We start from the raw sequence: 19,785 nt of genomic DNA, 5'->3' as shown, positions 1-19,785 counted from the left end.
GCAGGGTCTGGATGTTCGATCAGGGAATGGGTCTAAAGGGGGAGCGAGCTTCCTGTGCGCTTGAAGCGTTACAGGGGCTCTTTTTTAAAATGCAGCATGTCAAATCGTCGATCACGCAGGCAGGGCTTTATGCGGCGTTGGCCGTCCTGCTCGCCCTTCCCTTTCTCGCCGACATAATCTTTCCGTTGGGAACCGCCGTATGGGTGGCATATTTGCTGCCGCTCGTGCTGTCCTATGTCGCCCGGCGTCCACTGGTCCCGATCGTCGTTGCAATAGCCGCGACACTATTGATGATCGTCGGCTTCACCCTTGCCCCGGCCGGTGTCGATCCTCAAGTCGCCATCACCAACCGTTCGCTGGCGGGCGTGACCTGCTGGATCCTGGCGATTGTCGGCGTCCTGTTCATTCGCAACCGGCTGGCGATATCGCGGGAGGAATGGTTGCAAAATGGGCAAGTCGGCCTTGCCAAGGCGGTGGGTGGGGAGCAGCCGCTGGATACGCTGGCGTCGAGCGCTCTTACGTTCATGGCCGATTACCTTCAGGCACAGGCAGGGGCGCTCTATATCGCCAATGGCGAGGGTTTCCGCCGCTACGCGACCTATGCCGTTCCTGCCGACGCACCCCTGCCCGAACGCTTTTCGGTGGGAGACGGCTTGCTCGGTCAGGCGGTGAGCGATCGCCGCAGCTTTTTCCTGAAAGATGTGCCCGAGGGCTATCTGTCCTATGGATCGGCGCTGGGCCAATCGAAACCGGACAGCCTGCTGATCAGCACCACGCAGGCTGATGGCACCATCAATGCCGTCATAGAACTCGGACTTTCCAAGGACGCGGACGGCGATGCGCTGGCATTGCTCGACAGGATCGCGGGGCAACTGGGTGTTGCCATTCGTTCCGGCAAATATCGTGCGCGCCTGCGGGAATTGCTGGAGGAAACGCAGCAGCAGGCGGAAGAATTGCAGGCGCAGAGCGAAGAACTGCGCGCCAATAATGAGGAGTTGGAGCAGCAAAGCCGCCAGTTGCAGGAATCGGCCGCACGGCTGGAGGCGCAGCAGGCGGAACTGGAGCAGACCAACGCCCAGCTGGAGGAACAGGCGCGACAGTTGGAGATTCAGCGCGATGATCTGACCCGGGCACAACATTCGCTGCAAAACCAGACGGGCGAACTGGAGCAGGCGAGCCGTTACAAATCCGAGTTCCTGGCGAATATGAGCCACGAACTGCGCACCCCATTGAACTCGCTTTTGATCATGGCGCGGTTGCTGGCGGAAAATCGCGGCGGCAATCTCTCCCCCGATCAGGTCCGCCATGCGGAGACGATCGAAACGTCGGGCAATGACCTGCTGACCTTGATCAACGACATTCTCGACATTTCGAAGATCGAAGCGGGCAAGCTGGAATTGCAGCCCCGCCGCATGAGCATCCGCGCGCTCACCGAGAAGATGGACGCGATATTCGCGCCGTCCGCCCAGTCCAAGGGGCTGGCGTTCGAGGCAAGCCCCTCCCCCAATGCGCCAGCCGAGATGGAAAGCGATCCTCAGCGGATCGAGCAGGTGCTGAAAAATTTCCTGTCGAACGCGATCAAGTTTACCGAGTGCGGATCGGTCAAGCTGAGCGTCAGCGGGACGCCCGATGGGCGCATTGCGTTTACCGTGCGCGACACTGGCGTCGGCATCCCGGCCGAGCAGCAGCAGGTGATTTTCGAAGCGTTCCGCCAGGCGGACGGCACGGTCAGCCGGAAATATGGCGGCACTGGCCTTGGCCTTTCCATTTCGCGTGAACTCGCCCGGTTGCTGGGCGGCGAAGTGCAGGTGGAAAGCACCGCTGGCGAAGGCAGCGCCTTCACGCTGATCCTGCCCGAGCGATATGACGGCGCGGCAGCGGCAGCGGCGGACAGGATACGGCCTGCCGAGCAGTTCCGATCCGCGCCATCCAATCCCAAGCCTAGCCGCCCGCGCCGAGGCCCCGCTGCGCAGGACGACCGCGAGAGATTGTCGGGGGACGCCCGCGTCATCCTGATCGTTGAGGATGATCCTGTTTTCGCCAAGATCCTTTGCGATGTCGCGCATGAACTGAATTTTCAGTGCCTGATCGCCAGCACCGCAGATGAGGGCGCTCTGATGGCGCGGCAATATGTGCCCAATGCCGTCATTTTGGACATGAACCTGCCCGATCATACCGGCCTGTCCGTGCTGGACCGGATCAAGCGCGACGTACGCACCCGCCATATCCCGGTGCATGTGGTGTCAGTGGATGATGACAGCCAGGCCGCACTTTCAAGCGGCGCCATCGGATATCTATTCAAGCCGGTGAAGCGGGACGCGCTGGTCGAGATGCTGGAAGGGCTGGAAGCACGCATGGCGCAGCGCATGCGCCGCGTTCTGGTGGTGGAGGATGATGCGCAGCAGGCCGAAAGCGTCAAGCTGCTGCTGGCGTCGCGCGATGTCGAGACGGTGGAGGCGCATTCCGCCGCGAAATGTTTCGAACTGCTTGGCCGCGAAACATTCGACTGCATGGTGCTGGACCTCAACCTGCCCGATGCGTCCGGCCTCGACCTGCTGGAGCGCCTGAGCGCCGACGAAGCGGTCGGCTTCCCGCCCGTCATCGTCTACACCGGGCGCGACCTCGCCCAAGAAGAGGAGATGCGGCTGCGGCGGTACAGCAAGTCGATCATCGTCAAGGGCGCGAAGTCGCCTGAGCGACTGCTGGATGAGGTGACGCTGTTCCTGCATCAGGTCGTGTCGGACCTGCCCGAACCGCAACAGGCGCTGATCGCCAAGTCGTTGAACCGCGACGCGGCGCTGGATGGGCGTGAAATCCTGGTGGTTGAGGACGATATTCGCAACGTCTATGCTCTCACCTCCATATTCGAGCCGCACGGCGCGAAGGTGCGTATCGCGCGCAACGGGCGCGAGGCGCTCCAGACGCTGGATGAGGCGGCGCGCGGCCTTTCCGATCCGGTCGATCTGGTGCTGATGGACGTGATGATGCCGGAGATGGACGGCTTGACCGCCACGCGCGAAATCCGGTCGCAGCCTTGGGGCAGGCAGATGCCGATCATTGCGCTGACCGCCAAGGCGATGGCGCGCGACCAGCAGGATTGCCTGGACGCGGGCGCGAACGACTATCTCGCCAAGCCGCTCGATGTCGACAAGCTGCTAAGCCTCACCCGCGTGTGGATGCCGCGATGAGCGAGGAGATATTTGCGCCTCACGAGGAACTGGAACTCGATTTGCTGCTGGAGGCGCTTTGGCGGCATTATCATTATGATTTTCGCGGCTATTCGCGTGGTTCGCTTCACAGGCGCCTGGCCCGCGCGCAGCAACGGCATGAATGCGAAAGCCTGTCGCAACTCCAGCATCTGCTGCTGCGCGACCCGGCGGTGTTCGCAGACCTGATGGGTTTCCTGACCATCCAAGTGAGCGAGATGTTCCGTGATCCGGCCTATTTCCGGGCTTTGCGCGAAATGGTGGTGCCGCACCTTCGCACCTATCCTTCGCTCAAGATCTGGATCGCGGGCTGCGCCAATGGCGAGGAATTTTATTCGCTGGCGATCCTGTTCCGGGAAGAAGGGCTGGAAGATCGCACGATCTTTTATTGCACGGATATCAGTCCCGCCGCGCTCAAGAAGGCGGAGGCAGGGATATATGATCTCGACCGGATCGCGCAGTTTACGGAAAATCACCGGCTGGCTGGCGGCAAGCAATCGCTGTCCGACTATTATACAGCAGCCTATGGCGCGGCGGTGTTCGACAAGACGCTGCGCCGCCGCGCGGTCTTCGCCGAGCATAATCTCGCCAGTGACGAGGTGTTTGCCGAAGTGCAGCTGGTATCAAGCCGCAATGTGCTGATCTATTTCGATCGCGAATTGCAGGACCGTGCGCTGGGCCTGTTCGGCGGATCGCTGGTGCGCGGCGGGTTCCTGGGTCTGGGGTCGAAGGAGACGCTCCGCTTTTCCCGCTATTCCGAGGCCTTCGCCGACTTCCACGAGGCTGAAAAAATCTACCGCCGTAACGTCAAGGATATGGAGGATCTGCGCCATGCCGCCTGAAAAACCCAAGATCCTGGCTGTCGATGACGTTGAGGAAAATCTGACGGCGTTGGATGCCCTGTTCGCGGGGGAAGGCGTCGAATTGCTCAAGGCACGGTCTGGCGTTCAGGCACTCGAACTGCTGCTGGTGCATGATGTCGCACTGGCGCTGCTCGATGTGCAGATGCCCGGCATGGACGGCTTTGAACTCGCCGAACTGATGCGCGGCACCGAACGGACACGCAGGGTTCCCATCATCTTTCTGACGGCGGTCGCGACCGATGAACGACGCCGCTTTCGCGGGTATGAAGCAGGCGCGGTCGATTATCTGCTGAAGCCGGTCGATGCGCATATTCTGCGTAACAAGACGGCGGTTTTCGTCGAGCTATTCGGGCAGCGGCAGGAACTGGCCCGGCAGCGCGACGAGATTGCCGCCGCCCTCGCCCGGCTGCATGCCCATAGCGACAATTCTCCGCTAGCAATCATCGAGTTCGATGCCGGACGACACATCGTGGCATGGTCCAACGGGGCAGAGCGACTGTTTGGATGGCGGGCGCCGGAAGTCGCTGGCTTCAAGGCGGACGAGCTGAAATGGATCGACCCGGAAGACGAGGCCACGTTCGACAGCCTGATGAGTGACCTTATCGCCGGGCGATCCGTTCGCGCGGTTCAACATCTGCGCATGCGGACGGCTGAGGGGCCGACGCTGGAATGCGAATGCTATTGCTCTGCGCTGCTCAATGGACAGGGGCGGCTCGTGTCAGTCAATGTCCAGGTGCTGGACGTGACGGAAAGGAAGCGGGCCGAGGATACGCAACGCCTGCTGATCGGAGAACTCAACCATCGGGTCAAAAACACCCTCGCCTCGGTTCAGGCGATCGCGGTGCAGACATTGCGGCATTCATCGGGTCCGTCGGACTTTGCTCCAACCTTCACCGGGCGCATCCATGCCCTCGCCCGCGCGCACTCATTGCTGAGCAGCACGACATGGCAAGGCGCGTCGCTGCGTGAACTGGTCAATGGGCAGATCGACATTGGCGCTATCGATCTTGGGCAACTGACTATCGAGGGGCCGGAGCTGGAACTGGCGCCTGAACTGGCTTTGCACGTCGCACTCATCCTGCATGAGCTGGTTACCAACGCGCATAAATATGGCGCGCTGTGCATCCCGGCGGGAACTGTGTCGCTATCGTGGAAGATGGAGCGGGACCGGCTGTTAATCCGCTGGGTGGAAAGCGGCGGGCCGCGCGTTACCCCACCGTCACGCAGAGGGTTTGGCACGGCCCTCATCGAACGCAGCCTGAAGGCAGAAGGCGGGCAGGCCAGCGTAGAATATGAGGAAAGCGGGGTTTGCTGGACCATGACGCTGCCGTGCGGGCCACGGATCAGCCGGATCAACACCGCCAGTTCCGTCCTGAACTTGAGCGAAGAGGCGTTGGCTGTGCAAGGCGGCGCGATAGCGGGGCGCAGTTTCCTCATCATCGAGGACGAACCGCTTGTTGCGATGGAGATTGCCAGCATTTTGGAGGATGGCGCGGCCGCCGTCACGATAGCGGGGTGTGCGCAAGAGGCTCTGGCGTTGATGCAGCATGCGGATTTCGACGCCGCGCTGCTGGATGGCAATTTGCAAGGCGTGCCGGTCGATGATGTGGCGGCTGCGCTGTCGGAAAGGGAGATACCTTTCGCCTTCGTCACAGGATATGGGCGCGAGAGCCTTCCTGAACGGTTTCAGGATCGGTTGCTGATCAGCAAACCGTTCGATCCCAAGGCATTACTGCACTGTAGTGGCAAGCTGTGTGAGGAAAATAACGGGGCTGTTTCAGGCGGGCTCGACAGTCAGTTCGGCGATTTCAAACAGGAAGCTGCGCCACCCGCGCATCCTTGAAGCCTCCTCTGCCGCCGCACGTTTCCTCTTCGCCTCGGCGAGCGATTTAACATGTCCCCAGAATATTTCCGTTTTGCCATTTTCCAGTTCGGCAACGATCCTCCAATAATGGGTGAACGGGTCGGTCGTCGGCCCGATCCGCTTCACATATCCGTCCGGCATCGTGGCTGTCAGATATCGTCTTTTCCGCTTCGCCATGCCCTTTCCTACCATAGATGGTGCAAATTCGCGCAACAGCCACCATGTAGGGGCATGGAAAAATTCACTGCCGCTTCCTCGCAACGCGATCGGCTATCGTCGGCGGCTAATTGCCGTCGGGCGCGCGCATGAACGAAAGCATCGCTTATATCGGCCTGCTGGCTGACGAAGAGATTGAGCTCGACAGCGCCGCCTTGATGTTGAGCGCTCTTGACCATGAAGAGATCGACGTCGAACCCTATCTTGCCCTGCTGCGCGAAATCGGCGATGCGATCGAGGCGGAACGAGCGGACATCGACGACGATGATCTGCAAACGGGAGAAGCGCAGGGCGCCCTTCTCGCGCATATATTCAGCGGCGAGTTCGGCTTTGAAGGCGATAGCCTGACCTATGACGCACCCTTGAACGGCGACATGATCCGGGTGCTGGATCGTCGGAGGGGACTGCCGGTAAGCCTTTCCATCCTTTATGTCGCTGCCGCCCGCCGCGCCGGATGGCAAGCGCATGCGCTGAACACGCCCGGTCATGTCCTGATCAGCATCGGGCCTGATGAGGCTCCGGCGATCATCGATCCTTTCCGCAGCGGCGCGCTGGTGCAGGACGGGCAAGTGGCCGGGCTTCTCACCGTCGCCGCATCGACGGGCAGGCAAGACGTTTCGACCCTTGAGCCGATGTCGAACCGCATGACGCTTGTGCGCCTGCTCCTCAATCAGGCCACTCGGGCGGAACAGGCGAGCGACACATGGCGTGCCTGCTCGATCTATGAGCGTATGACGGTGGTTGCGCCTGAACATGATGCAGGCTGGTGGGCGCTTGCCCGATTGCAGTTGGAACATGGCGAGGTGGAAGCCGCCCGTGGAAGTCTGTGCGCCATTCTGGAGATAAGCCGCAATCCTGAGCGCCGCCGCTATGTTGCCGCAGCGCTCAGCCAGTTATCCGGCCAATCTCAGGCGTGAGTGATCGGGCGTGAGGATCCTGGCCCTGAGACTCCCGTCACTTGTTCAATCCCTCTTCAAGTCATTCCCCGCGCGTTCCATGGCGGCGCCTGCATCTTCCTTCGCTTCCCGGGCCTCGCGCCTTGCATCATTCGTGGCATTGCTCGCCGCCACCCCGATCTGGTTCGTGCCCCTGTCGATCGCCCGCTCGGCATGATCGAGACCATTGTCGATCTTCGCTCCTGCCTGATCGACCGCCCGGCTGACGTCATTGCCAATCGCCGATCCCGCATTCTCGAGGCTGTCAGCTGCCTTTTCCGAGCAGGCGGACAGGCCCATCCCCGCGACAATCACCAAAGCGGCCACAATTGATGCTTTCATGCTTCCCTCATCTTGCTGTCAAACGCATGAGCCCAACCGTTAGCCAGCCTTATGGTTGCCTGTGAGTCAGCGGCTACGCAGGCCGGAAACCATCGATCGATCCGCGTCGGGTATCAAGCCTTCCAGCACGCGCCAGAAGCCCGTCACCGACCCCTGCCCCGCCTGCGCATAAGCCGCCGCCATCTTTTCACGCAGTGCGCGGAACAGTTCGGCCTCCAGCATCTTGCCCGACGCGCTGAGCCGCAAGAGCTTCTGCCGCCGGTCGCTGGCCCCCTGCCGTGTTTCGATATAACCACGCTCTATCAGGTCATTGAGCACCCTGCCCAGCGACTGCTTGGTGATGGACAGCAAGCGCAGCAACTCCTTCACCGTCAGGTCCGGCTGACGCGAAATAAAATAGAGCGCGCGGTGATGCGCACGCCCTAGCCCCTGTGCCGCAAGCCCGTCGTCGATCGACCGGGTAAGCGCGGAATAGCCGAAATACAGCATCTCGATCCCCCGCCGAATCTCATCCTCGCGCAGGAAGAGGGGCGACGCAGGTGTGATCTGCGAAACCGGTGCGTTGGCGGGCGAACTGTTTGCATTCATGCGAGGCGTCCAGGAAGATTTCGAAGCCCGCATATTGGCGAAGCCATCGTGACATGACTAGGCTTTCCTTTCGCGCAACAGACGCTATATGCCGTCCCGCGCGGCGGTCGCCGCACACATGCTGGGGCGTCGCCAAGCGGTAAGGCAGCGGCTTTTGATGCCGCCATGCGCAGGTTCGAATCCTGCCGCCCCAGCCAACTATCCTTACGGTACAGTACTTACAGGTAGTTCTTAAGATTGCCTCCAGAACGGCGCGGTTCCGCGCGTTTTTGCTTGGGGGTCAGAAGGATTGGTACGCAGAGACCGGACTTTGGCGCGCCAACCTCACAAAAAAGGCCCCGCGTCTCACGGGGCCGATACAAGTGGCCGGATTTTTCAGGGTAGCGCTAAAAGCCTAATGCTTGGCGCTGGCTATGCCAGTCGAGCGGAATGTGCGGCAGCTGCATCATGTGCCGCGTCGTGAGCGCTGGCGGATGACGTCCCTCCATGATCGCGCTCACGATATCGGGCGCGAGGAAGGCGAGCCGGGCCAGGCGTTCCAACTTCAAGTCACGCGGCGCTGCCTCGCCATCGGCAAAGAGCTGTGCCCGGGCGGCTTCCGGCTTGCAGAGCAGCAGGACCAGCCTCAGATTGTGCCCGCGCCGATCGATCTTGGTACGGATGAGCAGAGGCAAGCGGATGCCATCATCTTCCGGAGCGGGCGGGGCCCTGTCGAGCAATGCGACCAACAGGCGCTGGCTGATCGATCCCTCTATGTGATCGGGATGGGCAGCTATTTATTTCGAGCTTTGCGCGCAGCGTAGCGAGCATCCCGCGCGGCCTTCATTTCAGCAGCGCTGGGGGGCGTCAGCCTGGCGGCCTTAAGTGCCGCCGCAGCCTCAGCGGCGGCTTGTTTTTCAGCTTCCGCCGCCTGCTGGGCCGCTCTGCGTTCCGCCTTTTGAGCTTTGGCTAAAGCAGCGGCTTCAGCCTTGGCCGCCCGCTCGATTGCAATTGCTTGATCCTTCGCTTCGCGCGCTATGCGTCGCTCCGCCATAAGTGCCTCGTCGATGGGCGGCTTGGCTCTTAGCGCATCCAGGGCCTTCTGTTTGGCAGATCCTGCTGCGGCAATGCGGTCTTGGAACGAGGGAGCTTTAAAGGAAGGCAATGTTTATCCTTGAACATTAAATATCGATGGTGCGCCGCGTGCTGCAAAACGATAACGCGTTTAAGATTGAAGCCCGAGCCGTTAGCAAAAGACCAGCTTGATCTCAAGGTCCCGCTACAAATGCGATTCCTTCGGTCTGATCCGCGGGGCATCCCATTCCTCGCCCGTCAGATGGCCCCCCAGCATTGTCACTCCCTCAAAGAGAAGCTCTGAATCAGAGATCAAGCCGATTGGGAATCCATTTTGTCAATGCGGCGTAATAAAGCAGGCTGGCAGTAAACACCCTACTTCTCACGTTCCGCCTTCTGCCGGGTGACCCGCGCGCCTTCAAGGAACAGGTCCACGGCATCAACGGCCCAGTCGCGCCTCTCCTGGCTATTAAGGCTGTCCCCCCCCAGAGTCGCAGCACGAAGGGGCGTGCCAAGCACCATATCCTGAAGCATCAGCATGGCCCGTCGCGGGTCATTGCAGGCAAGTTCCCCAGCGCTCACGGCGTCGGCAATCAGCACGAACATCATTTCGCGTCCGGGAAAGCTGGCGTCGTTGTCAGCCATACGGGCGAGTTCGGGAAAACGCTTTGCCTCCCCCATGATGATCGCGGTCATCATCACCATCTTGGGATCGAGCATCGCATCCAGCGCCTGTATGGCTACCGCGATCAGGCTGTCGCGCAGCGACAATCCTCCCGGAGCGGGCGTCGAGAAACGTTCGCGTAGCAATGCGTCGCTGACCGCGATGAACAATCGTTCCTTACTACCAAAGCGGGCATGGACTGTTTGCTTGCTCGTTCCCGCCGTCGCCGCGATCGCCGCGATACTGGTCTTGCTAAAGCCTTGCTTGAGGAACGCCGCCTCAGCGGCGGCAAGGATCGCCCTGGTCAAGCGCGCCGCCTCTGCGATGCCGGGTCGGCCTCCCCTCCGGGCTGTGGGCTTTATGCCCGGCAAAGCTGAATTTGACCGGCTCATCTGACGGCCCATGGCACAAATGATGCAAGCCGGTAAAGCGACGGCCATTTACTTGACTATTAGACAAGTTTATCACTATGGCAGTTTGTGACTGTCATCACCAATCAGGTGCGGCAGCGCCCAGAGGATGGAGGTGACAGATGGCAAGTCCGATGGACCGTAAGCGCAAAAACCTCCCCACATTTTCGTAGGCGCTGATCGGGCTATGTTTTGCCCCTCGTCTGAGGGGTATCGTAGTGGCTGATGATGTAAGAACATTCGAAACAGGTTTCGAAAGGCAGGAGGGTCAGCGGCCCTCGCGTATGGACGTCATTCCAGCAGGACCGATGCGGCGCCGCTGGACGGCGGAAGCCAAGGCACGGATCATCGCATCGAGTTTCGAGCCCGGCGCCAACATCGCGGAAATTGCACGAACGCATGGACCGCTGCCGCAGCAGCTCTACGCATGGCGGCATGACAGCATTCCGGGCAAGCGCCTGGCCAGCAAGAAGCTGGGCTTCGTCCCGGCGGTGATCGAAGATGCGGACGGCACCGGTTCGGCTGATGGTGGAGGCGATGAGATCGTGATCCGCACGGGCGCCCTCGCGATCCACGTGCCGCCGGGCGCGCGCGAGGATCATATCGCCCGGGTGCTCGCCGCTGTGAGCCGGTCGGGATGATCATCCCGCCGGGGCCGCTCAAGGTGATGGTGGCGACAAAGCCGGTCGATTTCAGGAAAGGTGCCGTCAGCCTGGCGGCGCTGGTCGAGCATGAACTCGGACTCAAGCCCTTCTCGGGGGTTGTCTTCATCTTCCGCTCGAAGCGGGCGAATAGGATCAAGCTGCTGGTCTGGGACGGCACCGGCCTGGTGCTCGTGAGCAAGGTCTTGCAGACCGGAGGCTTTCATTGGCCCCGGGCGCACGATGGCGTGATGCGGCTGTCGGCATCGCAGGCGTCGGCCTTGTTCGAAGGGCTGCAATGGTCGAAAATGCACACGCCGCGCACCCAGGTTCCGGTGACGACGCGATAGGTCGCACGCCTGATTCCCCTGATCGAAATGCCATTGCGGATCGCTCCCAAACTGCCAGAAATGGGGCATGTCCGCCACGGCAGCCGACCTTCCTGACGATGTCGCCACCCTCAAGGCGATGGTCCTGGCCGGCCTCGAGCGGGAAGCTCGGATGCAGCATATCATCGACCAGATCACCCGCACGACATTCGGGAAACGCTCGGAAAAGCTGAGCGAAGATCAGTTGGCGCTTGCCTTCGATGATCTGGACGTCGCCCGTGCTGAACTGGAGGCGCTTGGCGAGCAGGCGGCAGGCCAGAAGAAGGAACGGGCGCGGAGGGAAAGCGGGACAGCACGGGCGTCGTTGCCCGCGCACCTGACTCGGGTTGAGGAAGTGATCCTTCCAGACGAGAAGGAATGTCCCTGCTGCGGAGGCACGCTGCACTGCATAGACAGCGACATATCGAGCCGGCTTGATGTGATCCCGGTCCAATATCGCGTGATCGTCACGTCCCGGCCGAGAATGGCGTGCCGCGCCTGCAGCGACGGCGTGTTCCAGGCGCCCGCACCCAAGCATGTGGTGCCAGGCGGCCTGCCCACTGAGGCGCTGATCGCCGATGTTCTGGTGAGGAAATATGCCGATCACATGCCCTTCTATCGGCAAGCGCAGGCGCTGCGACGTCAGGGCATTGAGATCGACCGGGGAACCATGTGCAACTGGGCGGGCCGAGCCGCTGCCTGGCTCGGGCGCCTGACCGGCCGGATGAAAGCTGATCTCCTGACGGGCGCGAGGCTGTTCGTCGATGAGACCACTGCCAAGGTCCTGGCGCCCGGCACCGGCAAGGTGAAGACGGGATATCTCTGGGCGATCGCTCGTGATGATGGCGCGCACGGTGGCACCGATCCACCGGCGGTCGCCTACACCTACATGCCGGGGCGCGGGAAAATCTGGGCGGAAAAGCTGCTCGGGGAGTTCACCGGCATCATCCAATGCGATGGCTATGGCGCCTATAAGCATATCGAGGCGCCGGACCGGAAGGGCGGCCCGGGCACGCTCGCCTTCTGCTGGGCGCACGTCAGGCGTGGCTTCTTCGACGATGCCAAGGGCGGCAACGCCCCCGTCGCCGATGAGGCGCTAAGGCGGATCGCCAGCCTCTACAAGATCGAGGCTCGTATCCGAGGTTCCAGTCCCGAACACAGGTTGGCGATCCGCCAGACTGAATCCGCTCGGATCATCGCCGACATGCGACCCTGGCTTGAGCAAATGCTGCCCAAGCTGCCGCGAAGCTCCAACACGGCCGAGGCCATCGGCTACACCCTCAACCACTGGAAAGGCCTCGTCCGCTTCCTCGACGATGGACGGATCGAACTGGACAACAACACCGTCGAGCGATCAATCAGGCCGCTTACCCTCCAGCGGAAAAATGCCCTGTTCACAGGCCATGACCTGGGAGCTGAAAACTGGGCGACGTTCGCCAGCCTCATCGAAACCTGCAAACTGGGAGGCATTAACCCTCAGGCCTATCTCACCGACGTCCTCGCCCGCATCATCCTGCGCGGCGACGCAGATCCGGTCGATGATCTGCTCCCCTACAACTGGGTAGATAGCCGCGCCGCCACCAACACCGCCATCGATCAGGCCGCCTGACGCCTCCCAGTGGAAGTGTTTTAGCGCTTACGATGGACCCCGAAGCGGCCGCATTTGTCCCGCCAGACCCTTGGGGGCTCCGCGCACCGGCGCCGGTGCCGACGTCAGGCGGCGCGATCACCGATTGGGGACTTGCCATTGATGCCCCGCTCACAATCGATGAACCCGACACCCATGTGTGGCAGGGCGAAGCCGATATGATCGTTGTCGGGCTGGGCGGAGCTGGAGTTGCGGCCGCGCTGGAAGGCCTTGAGCAGGGCCTGTCCGTAATCGCGCTCGACCTGTATGAGGGCGGTGGTTCTACCGCGGCCAATGGCGGTGTCTATTACGCTGGCGGGGGCACGTCCATACAGCAGGAAGCGGGCGTCGAGGACGACGCGAAGCTGATGGAGGACTATCTGCGGTTCGAGGTCGGCAACATCGTCGCGCCCGATACGCTGCGCGATTTTTGCGAAACAAGCGCCGAGACATTCGAGTGGCTGCGTCGGCATGGCGCGCCGTTCAGCGCCGCCTTATATTCTAAAAAGACATCCTATCCGCCGCTCGACAAGTTTCTCTACCACCCCGATAGCAGCCTTGCTGGACCGTTTCGCGACTTTACCCGACCAGCGGCGCGCGGGCATCGCACGATGCATCGCAATGGCAAGAACCCCTTCGGTCTTGGCGTAGGCGTTTACGGCCCACTCAAGGCGGCGGCACTTGCGCGCGGGCTGGACTTCCAGACCCATGCCGACGTGCGCCAGCTTGCGCTGGACGGGGCGGGCCGCGTCATAGGCGTTCGCGTCGAGCGGCTGGCCGATCCCGCCATCCGCGAACGACATTCGAAACTCGTGGCCAAGGCCAACAAATGGCTCTCCATGCTCCCATCCACGCTGCCGGGCGCACAGGTGACGGTGTCGATCGGCTACAGGCTCCTCCGAAAGGCGGATGAACTGGCGTCCGCTGCGCGAAGCAGCATATGGCTGCGCGCCCGCAAGGGCGTGGTGCTGAGTGCAGGCGGATTTATCTGCAACAAGGAGATGGTGCAGCATTTCGCTCCGCACGTCGCAGCAGCACTGCCAAACGGCACGCTTGGTGATAATGGCAGCGGCATCATGCTGGGCGTATCGGTTGGCGGGGAAACCGGGCTGATGGAGCGCGTGTCTGCCTGGCGGTTCCTCTCGCCACCGCAGGCATGGGGACGGGCCATGGTCGTCGATGGTGAAGGACACCGCTATGTGAACGAAACATGGTATGGCGCGCGCATCGGCGACGGGATGATCGAACGACATGGCGGACGCGCCTACATCATCATGGACCGCAAACTATGGCGGCAGTCGCTCAATGACGCGTTCGGTGAAGGCGTGCTGACGTTCCAGCGAGATATCACCCTCATCAACGGCCTGTTCGGCGCGAAAAAGGGCGCGACGCCGGAGGCGTTGGCAAAAAAAATGGGCTTCTCACCGGCCCGCTTCGCGGAATCGTTGGCGGCCTATAACAGCGCCGCGCGCGGCGAGAAGCCGGATGCATTCCACAAGGCTCCCGAGGAAATGGCCGAACTGGCCACGGGTCCGTTCTATGCGGTAGACGCCTCGACCGACGCGCGGCTGTTTCCCTTGTCTTGCATGACCGTGGGCGGTCTGCGGGTGGATGAGGCCAGCGGCGCGGTGAAGGCGTTGATGGGCGGGGTTGTGCCGGGGCTGTATGCCGCCGGGCGCACCGCCATCGGCATTTGCTCCAATCTCTATGTGAGCGGCCTCAGCTTCGCCGATTGCATATATTCCGGTCGTCGGGCAGCGCGCTCCATCGCCAGAGAAGGATTACGGAAGCTAGAGTGATGAGGCGACGAACATACTCATATTATTCTCTCCCTTGCGCGACTTCGTGCCGATCATCTGGCATAGTATAATTAAGACCCAGTCGTCCGCCGTCGGCGTAGATAGTTTGTCCCGTGATGTAGGACGCCTCGTCGCTGGCTAGGAAGGCTGCAATGCTTGCAATTTCTTCCGGGTCGCCAATGCGGCCAAGGGGCGTGCGGCTGAGGATGCGGCGGCGCTGCTCCTCGCCTGCCATGACACTCTTCCCCATTTCGGTCATGATTGTCCCGGGTCCGATTGCATTTACCCGGATACCGCAGGGCGCGAGCGAAACGGCCGTCACGTTGGTCAGCTGCCGTATCGCGCCTTTCGAAACAGCGTAGGCAATCTGATTTGGGATGGCGAGGACAGCATTAACGGACGACAAGTTGATGATCGAGCCGCCTTTCTGCATCAGCCTGGCTGCTGCCTGCGTGGCGAAAGTCGCGGCTTTGACGTTGACGGCGATCACCCGATCAAAGCCCTCCTCTGTCAGTTCGTCCAGTTCTGCGGCGTAGGTGATCCCCGCGTTGTTCACCAATATGTCGAGCCGCCCCCAGGTGGCACGGACATCATCGAACAGGGCGTTGCGATCGGCGGTGGATGCCATGTCGGCGCGCAGGAAGCGCTGGCCGAGCCGCTGCGCAAGGGCATGACCACTTTCTTCGGCCAGGTCGCAGAGAAGGACCGACGCGCCTTCTTGCACGAACCGTTCTGCAATGGCTGCGCCTATGCCAGCGCTCGCTCCCGTAATCACCGCAGTTTTGCCGCTCAGGCGTCCCATTATCGCAACCTTTTCAGAAATTGTAGAAACGTGCCGGATTGTCCACCAGGATGCGGTTGCGCACCGTTTCGTTCGGCACCCACTCCGCGAGCAGGTCTAGCAGCCCGGATACCGTGGGCATGGGCCGCCATTGCGCGACGTGGGGCCAGTCCGATCCCCAGACGCAGCGGTCGGGCGCGGCGACGACCAACGCCTGGGCGAAGGGGATGGAATCGCGATAGTCCGGCTGTTCAGACATGCGGAAGGCGTCGGAAATCTTGACCCAGCCACCATCAGCAACCAGTTGGACCAGCATCTGGAAACCCGGATGATCGATGCCCGCTGTGTAAGGGATGTGCCCCATATGATCGATGATCCAGGGGCAGCGAAGACGGGCGATGCGCGGGGCGAGGTCCATGAGGTTCCGGCCGTCGAGCAGGAGCTGGAGGTGCCAGCCCATCTCACAGGCCAGCGCATCGAACCGCTCCAGATCCTTGAACCCGATCCCTCCGCCGTAGAGCCCCCCGCCATCGCGAATGAAGTCGTTGAGGCGCAGGCCGCGCACCCCCGCCCCATGCGCGTCGGCATAGACCCGTTCGGGTAGATCGGCTGGCATCACTGCAACCCCGCGCAGCCGGTCGCGATGCGCGGATAGGGTCTCACAGAGCAGCCGATTGTCCGTTCCATGCACGCTGACCTGGATGAGGACGCCTCTGGCAAAGCCGACTGCATCCAGCATCGCCAGATAGGCCTCCGCGCTCGCAGGCGGCGGGGTATAGGACCGTTCCGCCGAAAATGGATATTCGGGCGGCGCGCCAATGACATGGCAATGCGTGTCGATCGCGCCTGCGGGCATCACGAAGCGGGTTGGCGGGCTCTGCTCAGCTGGCGGGCCGGGGCAAGGGCGGGGCTGGTCGGTCTCTGTCATATGGCTGCTCCGTCCGTACGGTGGAGATAGTCCGGCCCAAGCTCATCAAGCGAGTTGGTGCCGAGGAGTGCCATGTTCCGGTCGATCTCCGCACGCAGCAGCCCAATGGCGTGACGCACCCCCGCTTCCCCATGAACCGCCGCGGCATAGAGAAAGGGACGGCCGATCAGCACCATGCGCGCGCCGAGCGCGATCGCCTTCAATATGTCGCTGCCGCGCCGGAAGCCGCTGTCGATCAGGACAGGCATGTCACCTGCGGCAGCGACGGCAGCGGGCAAGGCGTCGAGCGTGGCGAGCGCTCCATCGAGCTGCCGCCCGCCATGGTTCGACAGGATGATCGCGTCCGCGCCAACGCTGCGGGCCAGCCTTGCATCTTCGGGGTGAAGCAGCCCCTTAATAACCAGATTGCCGCGCCAGCGGTCACGAATATATCTGATACCGTCCCAGGTCAGCCGGTCACGCTGCCCGAAGCTGCGTTCGGCATTGCGAGCGATCACAGGCGCGCCGCGCGTGGCACTGGAATTTTCGAACGCTGGCATGCCGTGGCGGAGCAGCGTCGGCGCAAATGTGCCGAGCAGCCAACGCGGGTGCAGCAGACCATCCAGCGCTAGCCGAAGAGAAGGCTTGAGCGGCGTGGAGAAACGTTCGCGGATTAAATTTTCTCGGTTGCCCAGCACCGGCACATCGACGGAAATGACGAGCGTTCCGAAACCCGCAGCTGCTACGCGGTCGACCACACCATCGATCCAGTCACGATCGGCAGGCAGATAGGCCTGGAACCAGCAGGAGGGCGAGACGGCGCGCACCTCCTCCAGCCGGATGAGCGACGTCGCGCTGAGCAGCATCGGCACATTTTCGGCATGGGCGGCTCGTGCGAGGGCAATGTCTCCGCGCATAGCGATCAGCGCCGACAACCCCATGGGTGCTATGCCGAACGGGGAACTCCAGCTTTCGCCGAACAATGAGACCTGCTGGGTCCGGCCCGCCATGTCCCGCAATGCACGGGGAATGAAGGTGATGCGGCGCATCGCGTCTCGATTGGCCGCAACGGTCAGATTATCCTCGCATGCGCCCGCGACATAGCCGAAGAGCGGGCGTGGCAGATGCGCTCGCGCAAGCGCTTCATAATCACCAAGGGACAGAACGCGCGCCGCCCTTCGCTTCATCCGGGCCGATGGCTCGGCTTCCCGCCTATCCAACCCTGTCCTCCCCACATTTTTATAACCCGGCATCGCCTCAGAATAGGCCGGGCGCCATATTCATAGTCATAGAACAGCTATCCCAACCTATGCCGGATCGCTATGTCCGAACCACGCGGTCGCCTGACAATCAATATTGCAGCTGCGCTTTCCAGACGCCGCTATCCACCAGATGCTTGATCTCTTCGCGCACCAGCCGAACGATGATGCGCGTGGATCGGGTCAGCTGCTCCTCGCGCGGCATGCCGAGCACCAACTGGCGAACAATGGGCGGATGACCGATCGGCGCATAGCGCAGGATGCCCGCGTCGACCTCCCGGCTCATGGATGACAAGGGCAATACGGTATAGCCGAGCCCGAACTCTACTAGTTCCTTCAGCACCAGAAAGGAGTCCGCTTCGAAGCGGACGGTGAGCGGCACGCCAGCCTTGCGCGCCGCGGCCTCCACGATCAGGCGAAGCCCGTGCGACTGACTAGGCAGCACGATGGGGAGCTTGACGAGTTCCTGTACAGGGATTCGCGTCGCGGGATCGAGGTCGGAGGAAGACGGGCCTACCAGCACCAACTCCTCATATAGCATTTCCGCGACGTTCATCTGGAAATCGGAAGCCGGGCCGTACAGAAGCGCGACGTCGATCTCCCCCCTTTGCAGCCAGTCGATGAGGTGCCCTGCATAGCCCTCGACGATCCGCAGCGATATATTGGGCGCCTGCTCCGCGACGCGGCGCGCAAGCCGCCCGGCCAGAATATAGCTGACCGTAGGCGGAACCCCGAGGGCGATCTGGCCGCCCCCTTCCGCCGATCGGTTCCGTATATCGTCAAAGGCCTGCCGGACCTGCCGCACCGGCCCTGCGATATGCTGACGCAATTCCTCGCCTGCCGGGGTCAGCTGCATGCCACGACGATGGCGGTAGAAAAGCGGCGTGCCAGCCTCTTCCTCCAGGATGCGCATCTGGCGGCTGAGGGCAGGCTGGGCAATCCGCATCCTGTCAGCCGCCCGGCTGAGCGAGCCGAGTTCGGCGATTTTCAGGAAATGTTCAAGCCGTCGGAAGTCCACCTGCCCATACCTTTCTATCATGCCTAACCGACATAGCTGGACGCGTAGATTGTTCCTATTGGTTTAGCAAACCCCGCAATAGGCTTTGCGAAATCCAATTCGAGGACCGCATGTCAGCCATTAGCGAGACGGAAACAGGGGCACACGCCGACTCCCCTTGGGCACCGATAATCTTCGAGGCCTTCCAACAGGCGAATGTTCGGCAGGTCAGCTATGTTCCGGACGCAGGCCATGCGCGCCTGATCCGAATGTGCAGCGCCGCCGAAACCATGAAGACCGTCGTCCTCACCACGGAGGAAGAGGGCATTGCGCTTTGCACCGGAGCCTGGCTGGGCGGGGAGCGCAGCGCTCTCCTCATGCAGTCGAGCGGCGTTGGCAACTGCACCAACATGCTCTCGCTGCTGGCAAGCTGCCGCATTCCGTTCCTGACCATCGTCACCATGCGCGGCGAGTTTCAGGAGTTCAATCCGTGGCAAGTCTCGATGGGCCGGGCGACGCCCGCCGCGCTTGAGATCATGGGCGTCACCACGATCCGCATCGACCGGCTGGAAGACCTCGCACCGATGATGGCCTCCGCCGCTACCATGGCATTTGAAAGCGATCAGCCAATCGCCATCCTGTTGTCGCAAAGCATGCTGGGAGCCAAGAAATGGCTGAAGTGAACCGTCTCCACCGCCGCCCGGCGGTCGCGGCCCTGCTCGCCGACCGCAAGGACATGCTGATCGTGACCGGGCTCGGCTCGCCAACCTATGACGTGTTTGCGGCGGGTGATCATCCGGGCAACTTCTATCTTTGGGGCGCCATGGGCGGTGCGGCGCTGACCGGCCTTGGCCTGGCTCTCGCGCAACCCGACCGCCCGGTGACGGTGGTCACAGGCGATGGCGAGCAGTTGATGGGCATTGGCGGCCTTGCCACCATCGCTGTCCAGCGTCCAAAGAACCTGTCGATCGTCGTGCTGGACAACGGCCATTATGGCGAGACTGGCGGACAACTTAGCCATGCGGGCGCAGGCATCAACTTGGCCGAATTGGCGCGAGTCTGCGGCTTCACCGAATGTTTCGAGGTCACTGAGGAGGCAGGTATCGCCCGGGCGCGCGAAGCGATCGGCACCATTGGCGAAGGACCGCGCCTGATAGTCATCCGCATCGTCCACGAAGAAACGCCGCGTGCCCTGCCCGCTCGCGATGGTGTATGGCTGAAGGCACGCATACGGGAGCATCTGGGTTTTGGGCCGAACTGAAGCA

The 19,785-nt window shown here is 62.0% G+C and carries 20 protein-coding genes and 1 tRNA gene; 11 read left to right on the top strand and 10 right to left on the bottom strand.

The window, feature by feature from the left end:
• The first annotated feature begins 89 nt into the window (after positions 1-89).
• The 3 genes from ACZ5YV_RS13925 to ACZ5YV_RS13915 are packed head-to-tail and all read left to right on the top strand — an operon-like array spanning position 90 to position 5,912.
• Entirely contained in the window at positions 90-3,188 is a 3,099-nt protein-coding gene (locus ACZ5YV_RS13925; protein ID WP_464789670.1) for a response regulator, read from the top strand.
• Complete coding sequence (locus tag ACZ5YV_RS13920; protein WP_464789669.1) at positions 3,185-4,048, top strand: CheR family methyltransferase; 864 nt, start codon at positions 3,185-3,187, stop codon at positions 4,046-4,048. Before ACZ5YV_RS13925 ends, ACZ5YV_RS13920 begins: the two co-directional genes overlap by 4 nt.
• Positions 4,038-5,912 carry a response regulator gene (locus tag ACZ5YV_RS13915; protein WP_464789668.1) on the top strand — a complete coding sequence of 625 codons (1,875 nt, stop codon included), beginning with the start codon at positions 4,038-4,040 and terminating at the stop codon, positions 5,910-5,912. Before ACZ5YV_RS13920 ends, ACZ5YV_RS13915 begins: the two co-directional genes overlap by 11 nt.
• Here the strand turns inward: ACZ5YV_RS13915 and ACZ5YV_RS13910 are convergent.
• On the bottom strand, positions 5,847-6,110 hold the full coding sequence (locus ACZ5YV_RS13910) for a hypothetical protein (protein ID WP_464789667.1): 264 nt from the start codon (positions 6,108-6,110) through the stop codon (positions 5,847-5,849). The two genes, ACZ5YV_RS13915 and ACZ5YV_RS13910, sit on opposite strands and share 66 nt — an antisense overlap.
• 128 nt (positions 6,111-6,238) lie before the next feature.
• Here ACZ5YV_RS13910 and ACZ5YV_RS13905 point away from each other — a divergent pair, with 128 nt between their 5' ends.
• Entirely contained in the window at positions 6,239-7,066 is an 828-nt protein-coding gene (locus tag ACZ5YV_RS13905; RefSeq protein WP_464789666.1) for a transglutaminase family protein, read from the top strand.
• Positions 7,067-7,111: 45 nt separating this feature from the next.
• Here the strand turns inward: ACZ5YV_RS13905 and ACZ5YV_RS13900 are convergent, their stop codons facing one another.
• The gene (locus tag ACZ5YV_RS13900; RefSeq protein ID WP_464789665.1) at positions 7,112-7,426 is read right to left on the bottom strand and encodes a hypothetical protein; all 315 of its coding nucleotides are present in this window, start codon (positions 7,424-7,426) and stop codon (positions 7,112-7,114) included.
• Between the two features lie 66 nt (positions 7,427-7,492).
• The gene (locus tag ACZ5YV_RS13895) at positions 7,493-8,014 is read right to left on the bottom strand and encodes a MarR family winged helix-turn-helix transcriptional regulator (protein ID WP_449469244.1); all 522 of its coding nucleotides are present in this window, start codon (positions 8,012-8,014) and stop codon (positions 7,493-7,495) included.
• A 122-nt stretch (positions 8,015-8,136) separates the two neighbouring features.
• On the opposite strand from ACZ5YV_RS13895, the gene ACZ5YV_RS13890 reads away from it, so the two are divergent.
• Positions 8,137-8,211, top strand: a tRNA-Gln gene (locus tag ACZ5YV_RS13890).
• Positions 8,212-8,400: 189 nt separating this feature from the next.
• Here the strand turns inward: ACZ5YV_RS13890 and ACZ5YV_RS13885 are convergent.
• The 3 genes from ACZ5YV_RS13885 to ACZ5YV_RS13875 all read right to left on the bottom strand — a co-directional run bounded on the left by ACZ5YV_RS13885 (position 8,401) and on the right by ACZ5YV_RS13875 (position 10,039).
• Entirely contained in the window at positions 8,401-8,733 is a 333-nt protein-coding gene (locus ACZ5YV_RS13885) for a hypothetical protein (protein WP_464789664.1), read from the bottom strand.
• A gap of 53 nt (positions 8,734-8,786) precedes the next feature.
• A complete protein-coding gene (locus ACZ5YV_RS13880; protein WP_464789663.1) occupies positions 8,787-9,158 on the bottom strand; it encodes a DUF6481 family protein in 372 nt (123 codons plus the stop codon).
• 284 nt (positions 9,159-9,442) lie between these two features.
• Entirely contained in the window at positions 9,443-10,039 is a 597-nt protein-coding gene (locus ACZ5YV_RS13875; RefSeq protein ID WP_464789662.1) for a TetR/AcrR family transcriptional regulator C-terminal domain-containing protein, read from the bottom strand.
• A 320-nt stretch (positions 10,040-10,359) separates the two neighbouring features.
• On the opposite strand from ACZ5YV_RS13875, the gene ACZ5YV_RS13870 reads away from it, so the two are divergent.
• The 4 genes from ACZ5YV_RS13870 to ACZ5YV_RS13855 all read left to right on the top strand — a co-directional run bounded on the left by ACZ5YV_RS13870 (position 10,360) and on the right by ACZ5YV_RS13855 (position 14,576).
• Entirely contained in the window at positions 10,360-10,782 is a 423-nt protein-coding gene (locus ACZ5YV_RS13870) for a transposase (RefSeq protein ID WP_464789661.1), read from the top strand.
• On the top strand, positions 10,779-11,132 hold the full coding sequence (gene tnpB, locus ACZ5YV_RS13865) for an IS66 family insertion sequence element accessory protein TnpB (protein WP_037487421.1): 354 nt from the start codon (positions 10,779-10,781) through the stop codon (positions 11,130-11,132). Before ACZ5YV_RS13870 ends, tnpB begins: the two co-directional genes overlap by 4 nt.
• Before the next feature lie 67 nt (positions 11,133-11,199).
• A complete protein-coding gene (gene tnpC, locus ACZ5YV_RS13860) occupies positions 11,200-12,759 on the top strand; it encodes an IS66 family transposase (protein ID WP_464789660.1) in 1,560 nt (519 codons plus the stop codon).
• A 32-nt stretch (positions 12,760-12,791) separates the two neighbouring features.
• Positions 12,792-14,576 (top strand): FAD-binding protein, encoded by a 1,785-nt coding sequence (locus ACZ5YV_RS13855; protein ID WP_464789659.1) that lies wholly within the window; start codon positions 12,792-12,794, stop codon positions 14,574-14,576.
• Between the two features lie 22 nt (positions 14,577-14,598).
• Here ACZ5YV_RS13855 and ACZ5YV_RS13850 read toward each other — a convergent pair whose 3' ends face one another.
• The 4 genes from ACZ5YV_RS13850 to ACZ5YV_RS13835 all read right to left on the bottom strand — a co-directional run bounded on the left by ACZ5YV_RS13850 (position 14,599) and on the right by ACZ5YV_RS13835 (position 18,562).
• Positions 14,599-15,378 carry an SDR family NAD(P)-dependent oxidoreductase gene (locus ACZ5YV_RS13850; protein ID WP_464789658.1) on the bottom strand — a complete coding sequence of 260 codons (780 nt, stop codon included), beginning with the start codon at positions 15,376-15,378 and terminating at the stop codon, positions 14,599-14,601.
• Positions 15,379-15,391: 13 nt separating this feature from the next.
• Complete coding sequence (locus tag ACZ5YV_RS13845; RefSeq protein ID WP_464789657.1) at positions 15,392-16,285, bottom strand: amidohydrolase family protein; 894 nt, start codon at positions 16,283-16,285, stop codon at positions 15,392-15,394.
• Positions 16,282-17,451 carry an alpha-hydroxy acid oxidase gene (locus ACZ5YV_RS13840; protein WP_464789916.1) on the bottom strand — a complete coding sequence of 390 codons (1,170 nt, stop codon included), beginning with the start codon at positions 17,449-17,451 and terminating at the stop codon, positions 16,282-16,284. Before ACZ5YV_RS13840 ends, ACZ5YV_RS13845 begins: the two co-directional genes overlap by 4 nt.
• 163 nt (positions 17,452-17,614) lie before the next feature.
• Complete coding sequence (locus ACZ5YV_RS13835; protein ID WP_464789656.1) at positions 17,615-18,562, bottom strand: LysR substrate-binding domain-containing protein; 948 nt, start codon at positions 18,560-18,562, stop codon at positions 17,615-17,617.
• Between the two features lie 89 nt (positions 18,563-18,651).
• On the opposite strand from ACZ5YV_RS13835, the gene ACZ5YV_RS13830 reads away from it, so the two are divergent.
• Positions 18,652-19,203, top strand: coding sequence for a hypothetical protein (locus ACZ5YV_RS13830; protein ID WP_464789655.1), 552 nt, complete (start codon positions 18,652-18,654; stop codon positions 19,201-19,203).
• Positions 19,191-19,781, top strand: a complete 591-nt coding sequence (locus tag ACZ5YV_RS13825) for a thiamine pyrophosphate-dependent enzyme (protein WP_464789654.1) — start codon at positions 19,191-19,193, stop codon at positions 19,779-19,781. The genes ACZ5YV_RS13830 and ACZ5YV_RS13825 overlap by 13 nt, the downstream gene beginning before the upstream one ends.
• The last annotated feature ends 4 nt before the right edge of the window (positions 19,782-19,785 follow it).

The organism is Sphingobium sp. TomTYG46, from assembly GCF_055396345.1.
This window is presented reverse-complemented; position numbering and strand designations above follow the sequence as displayed.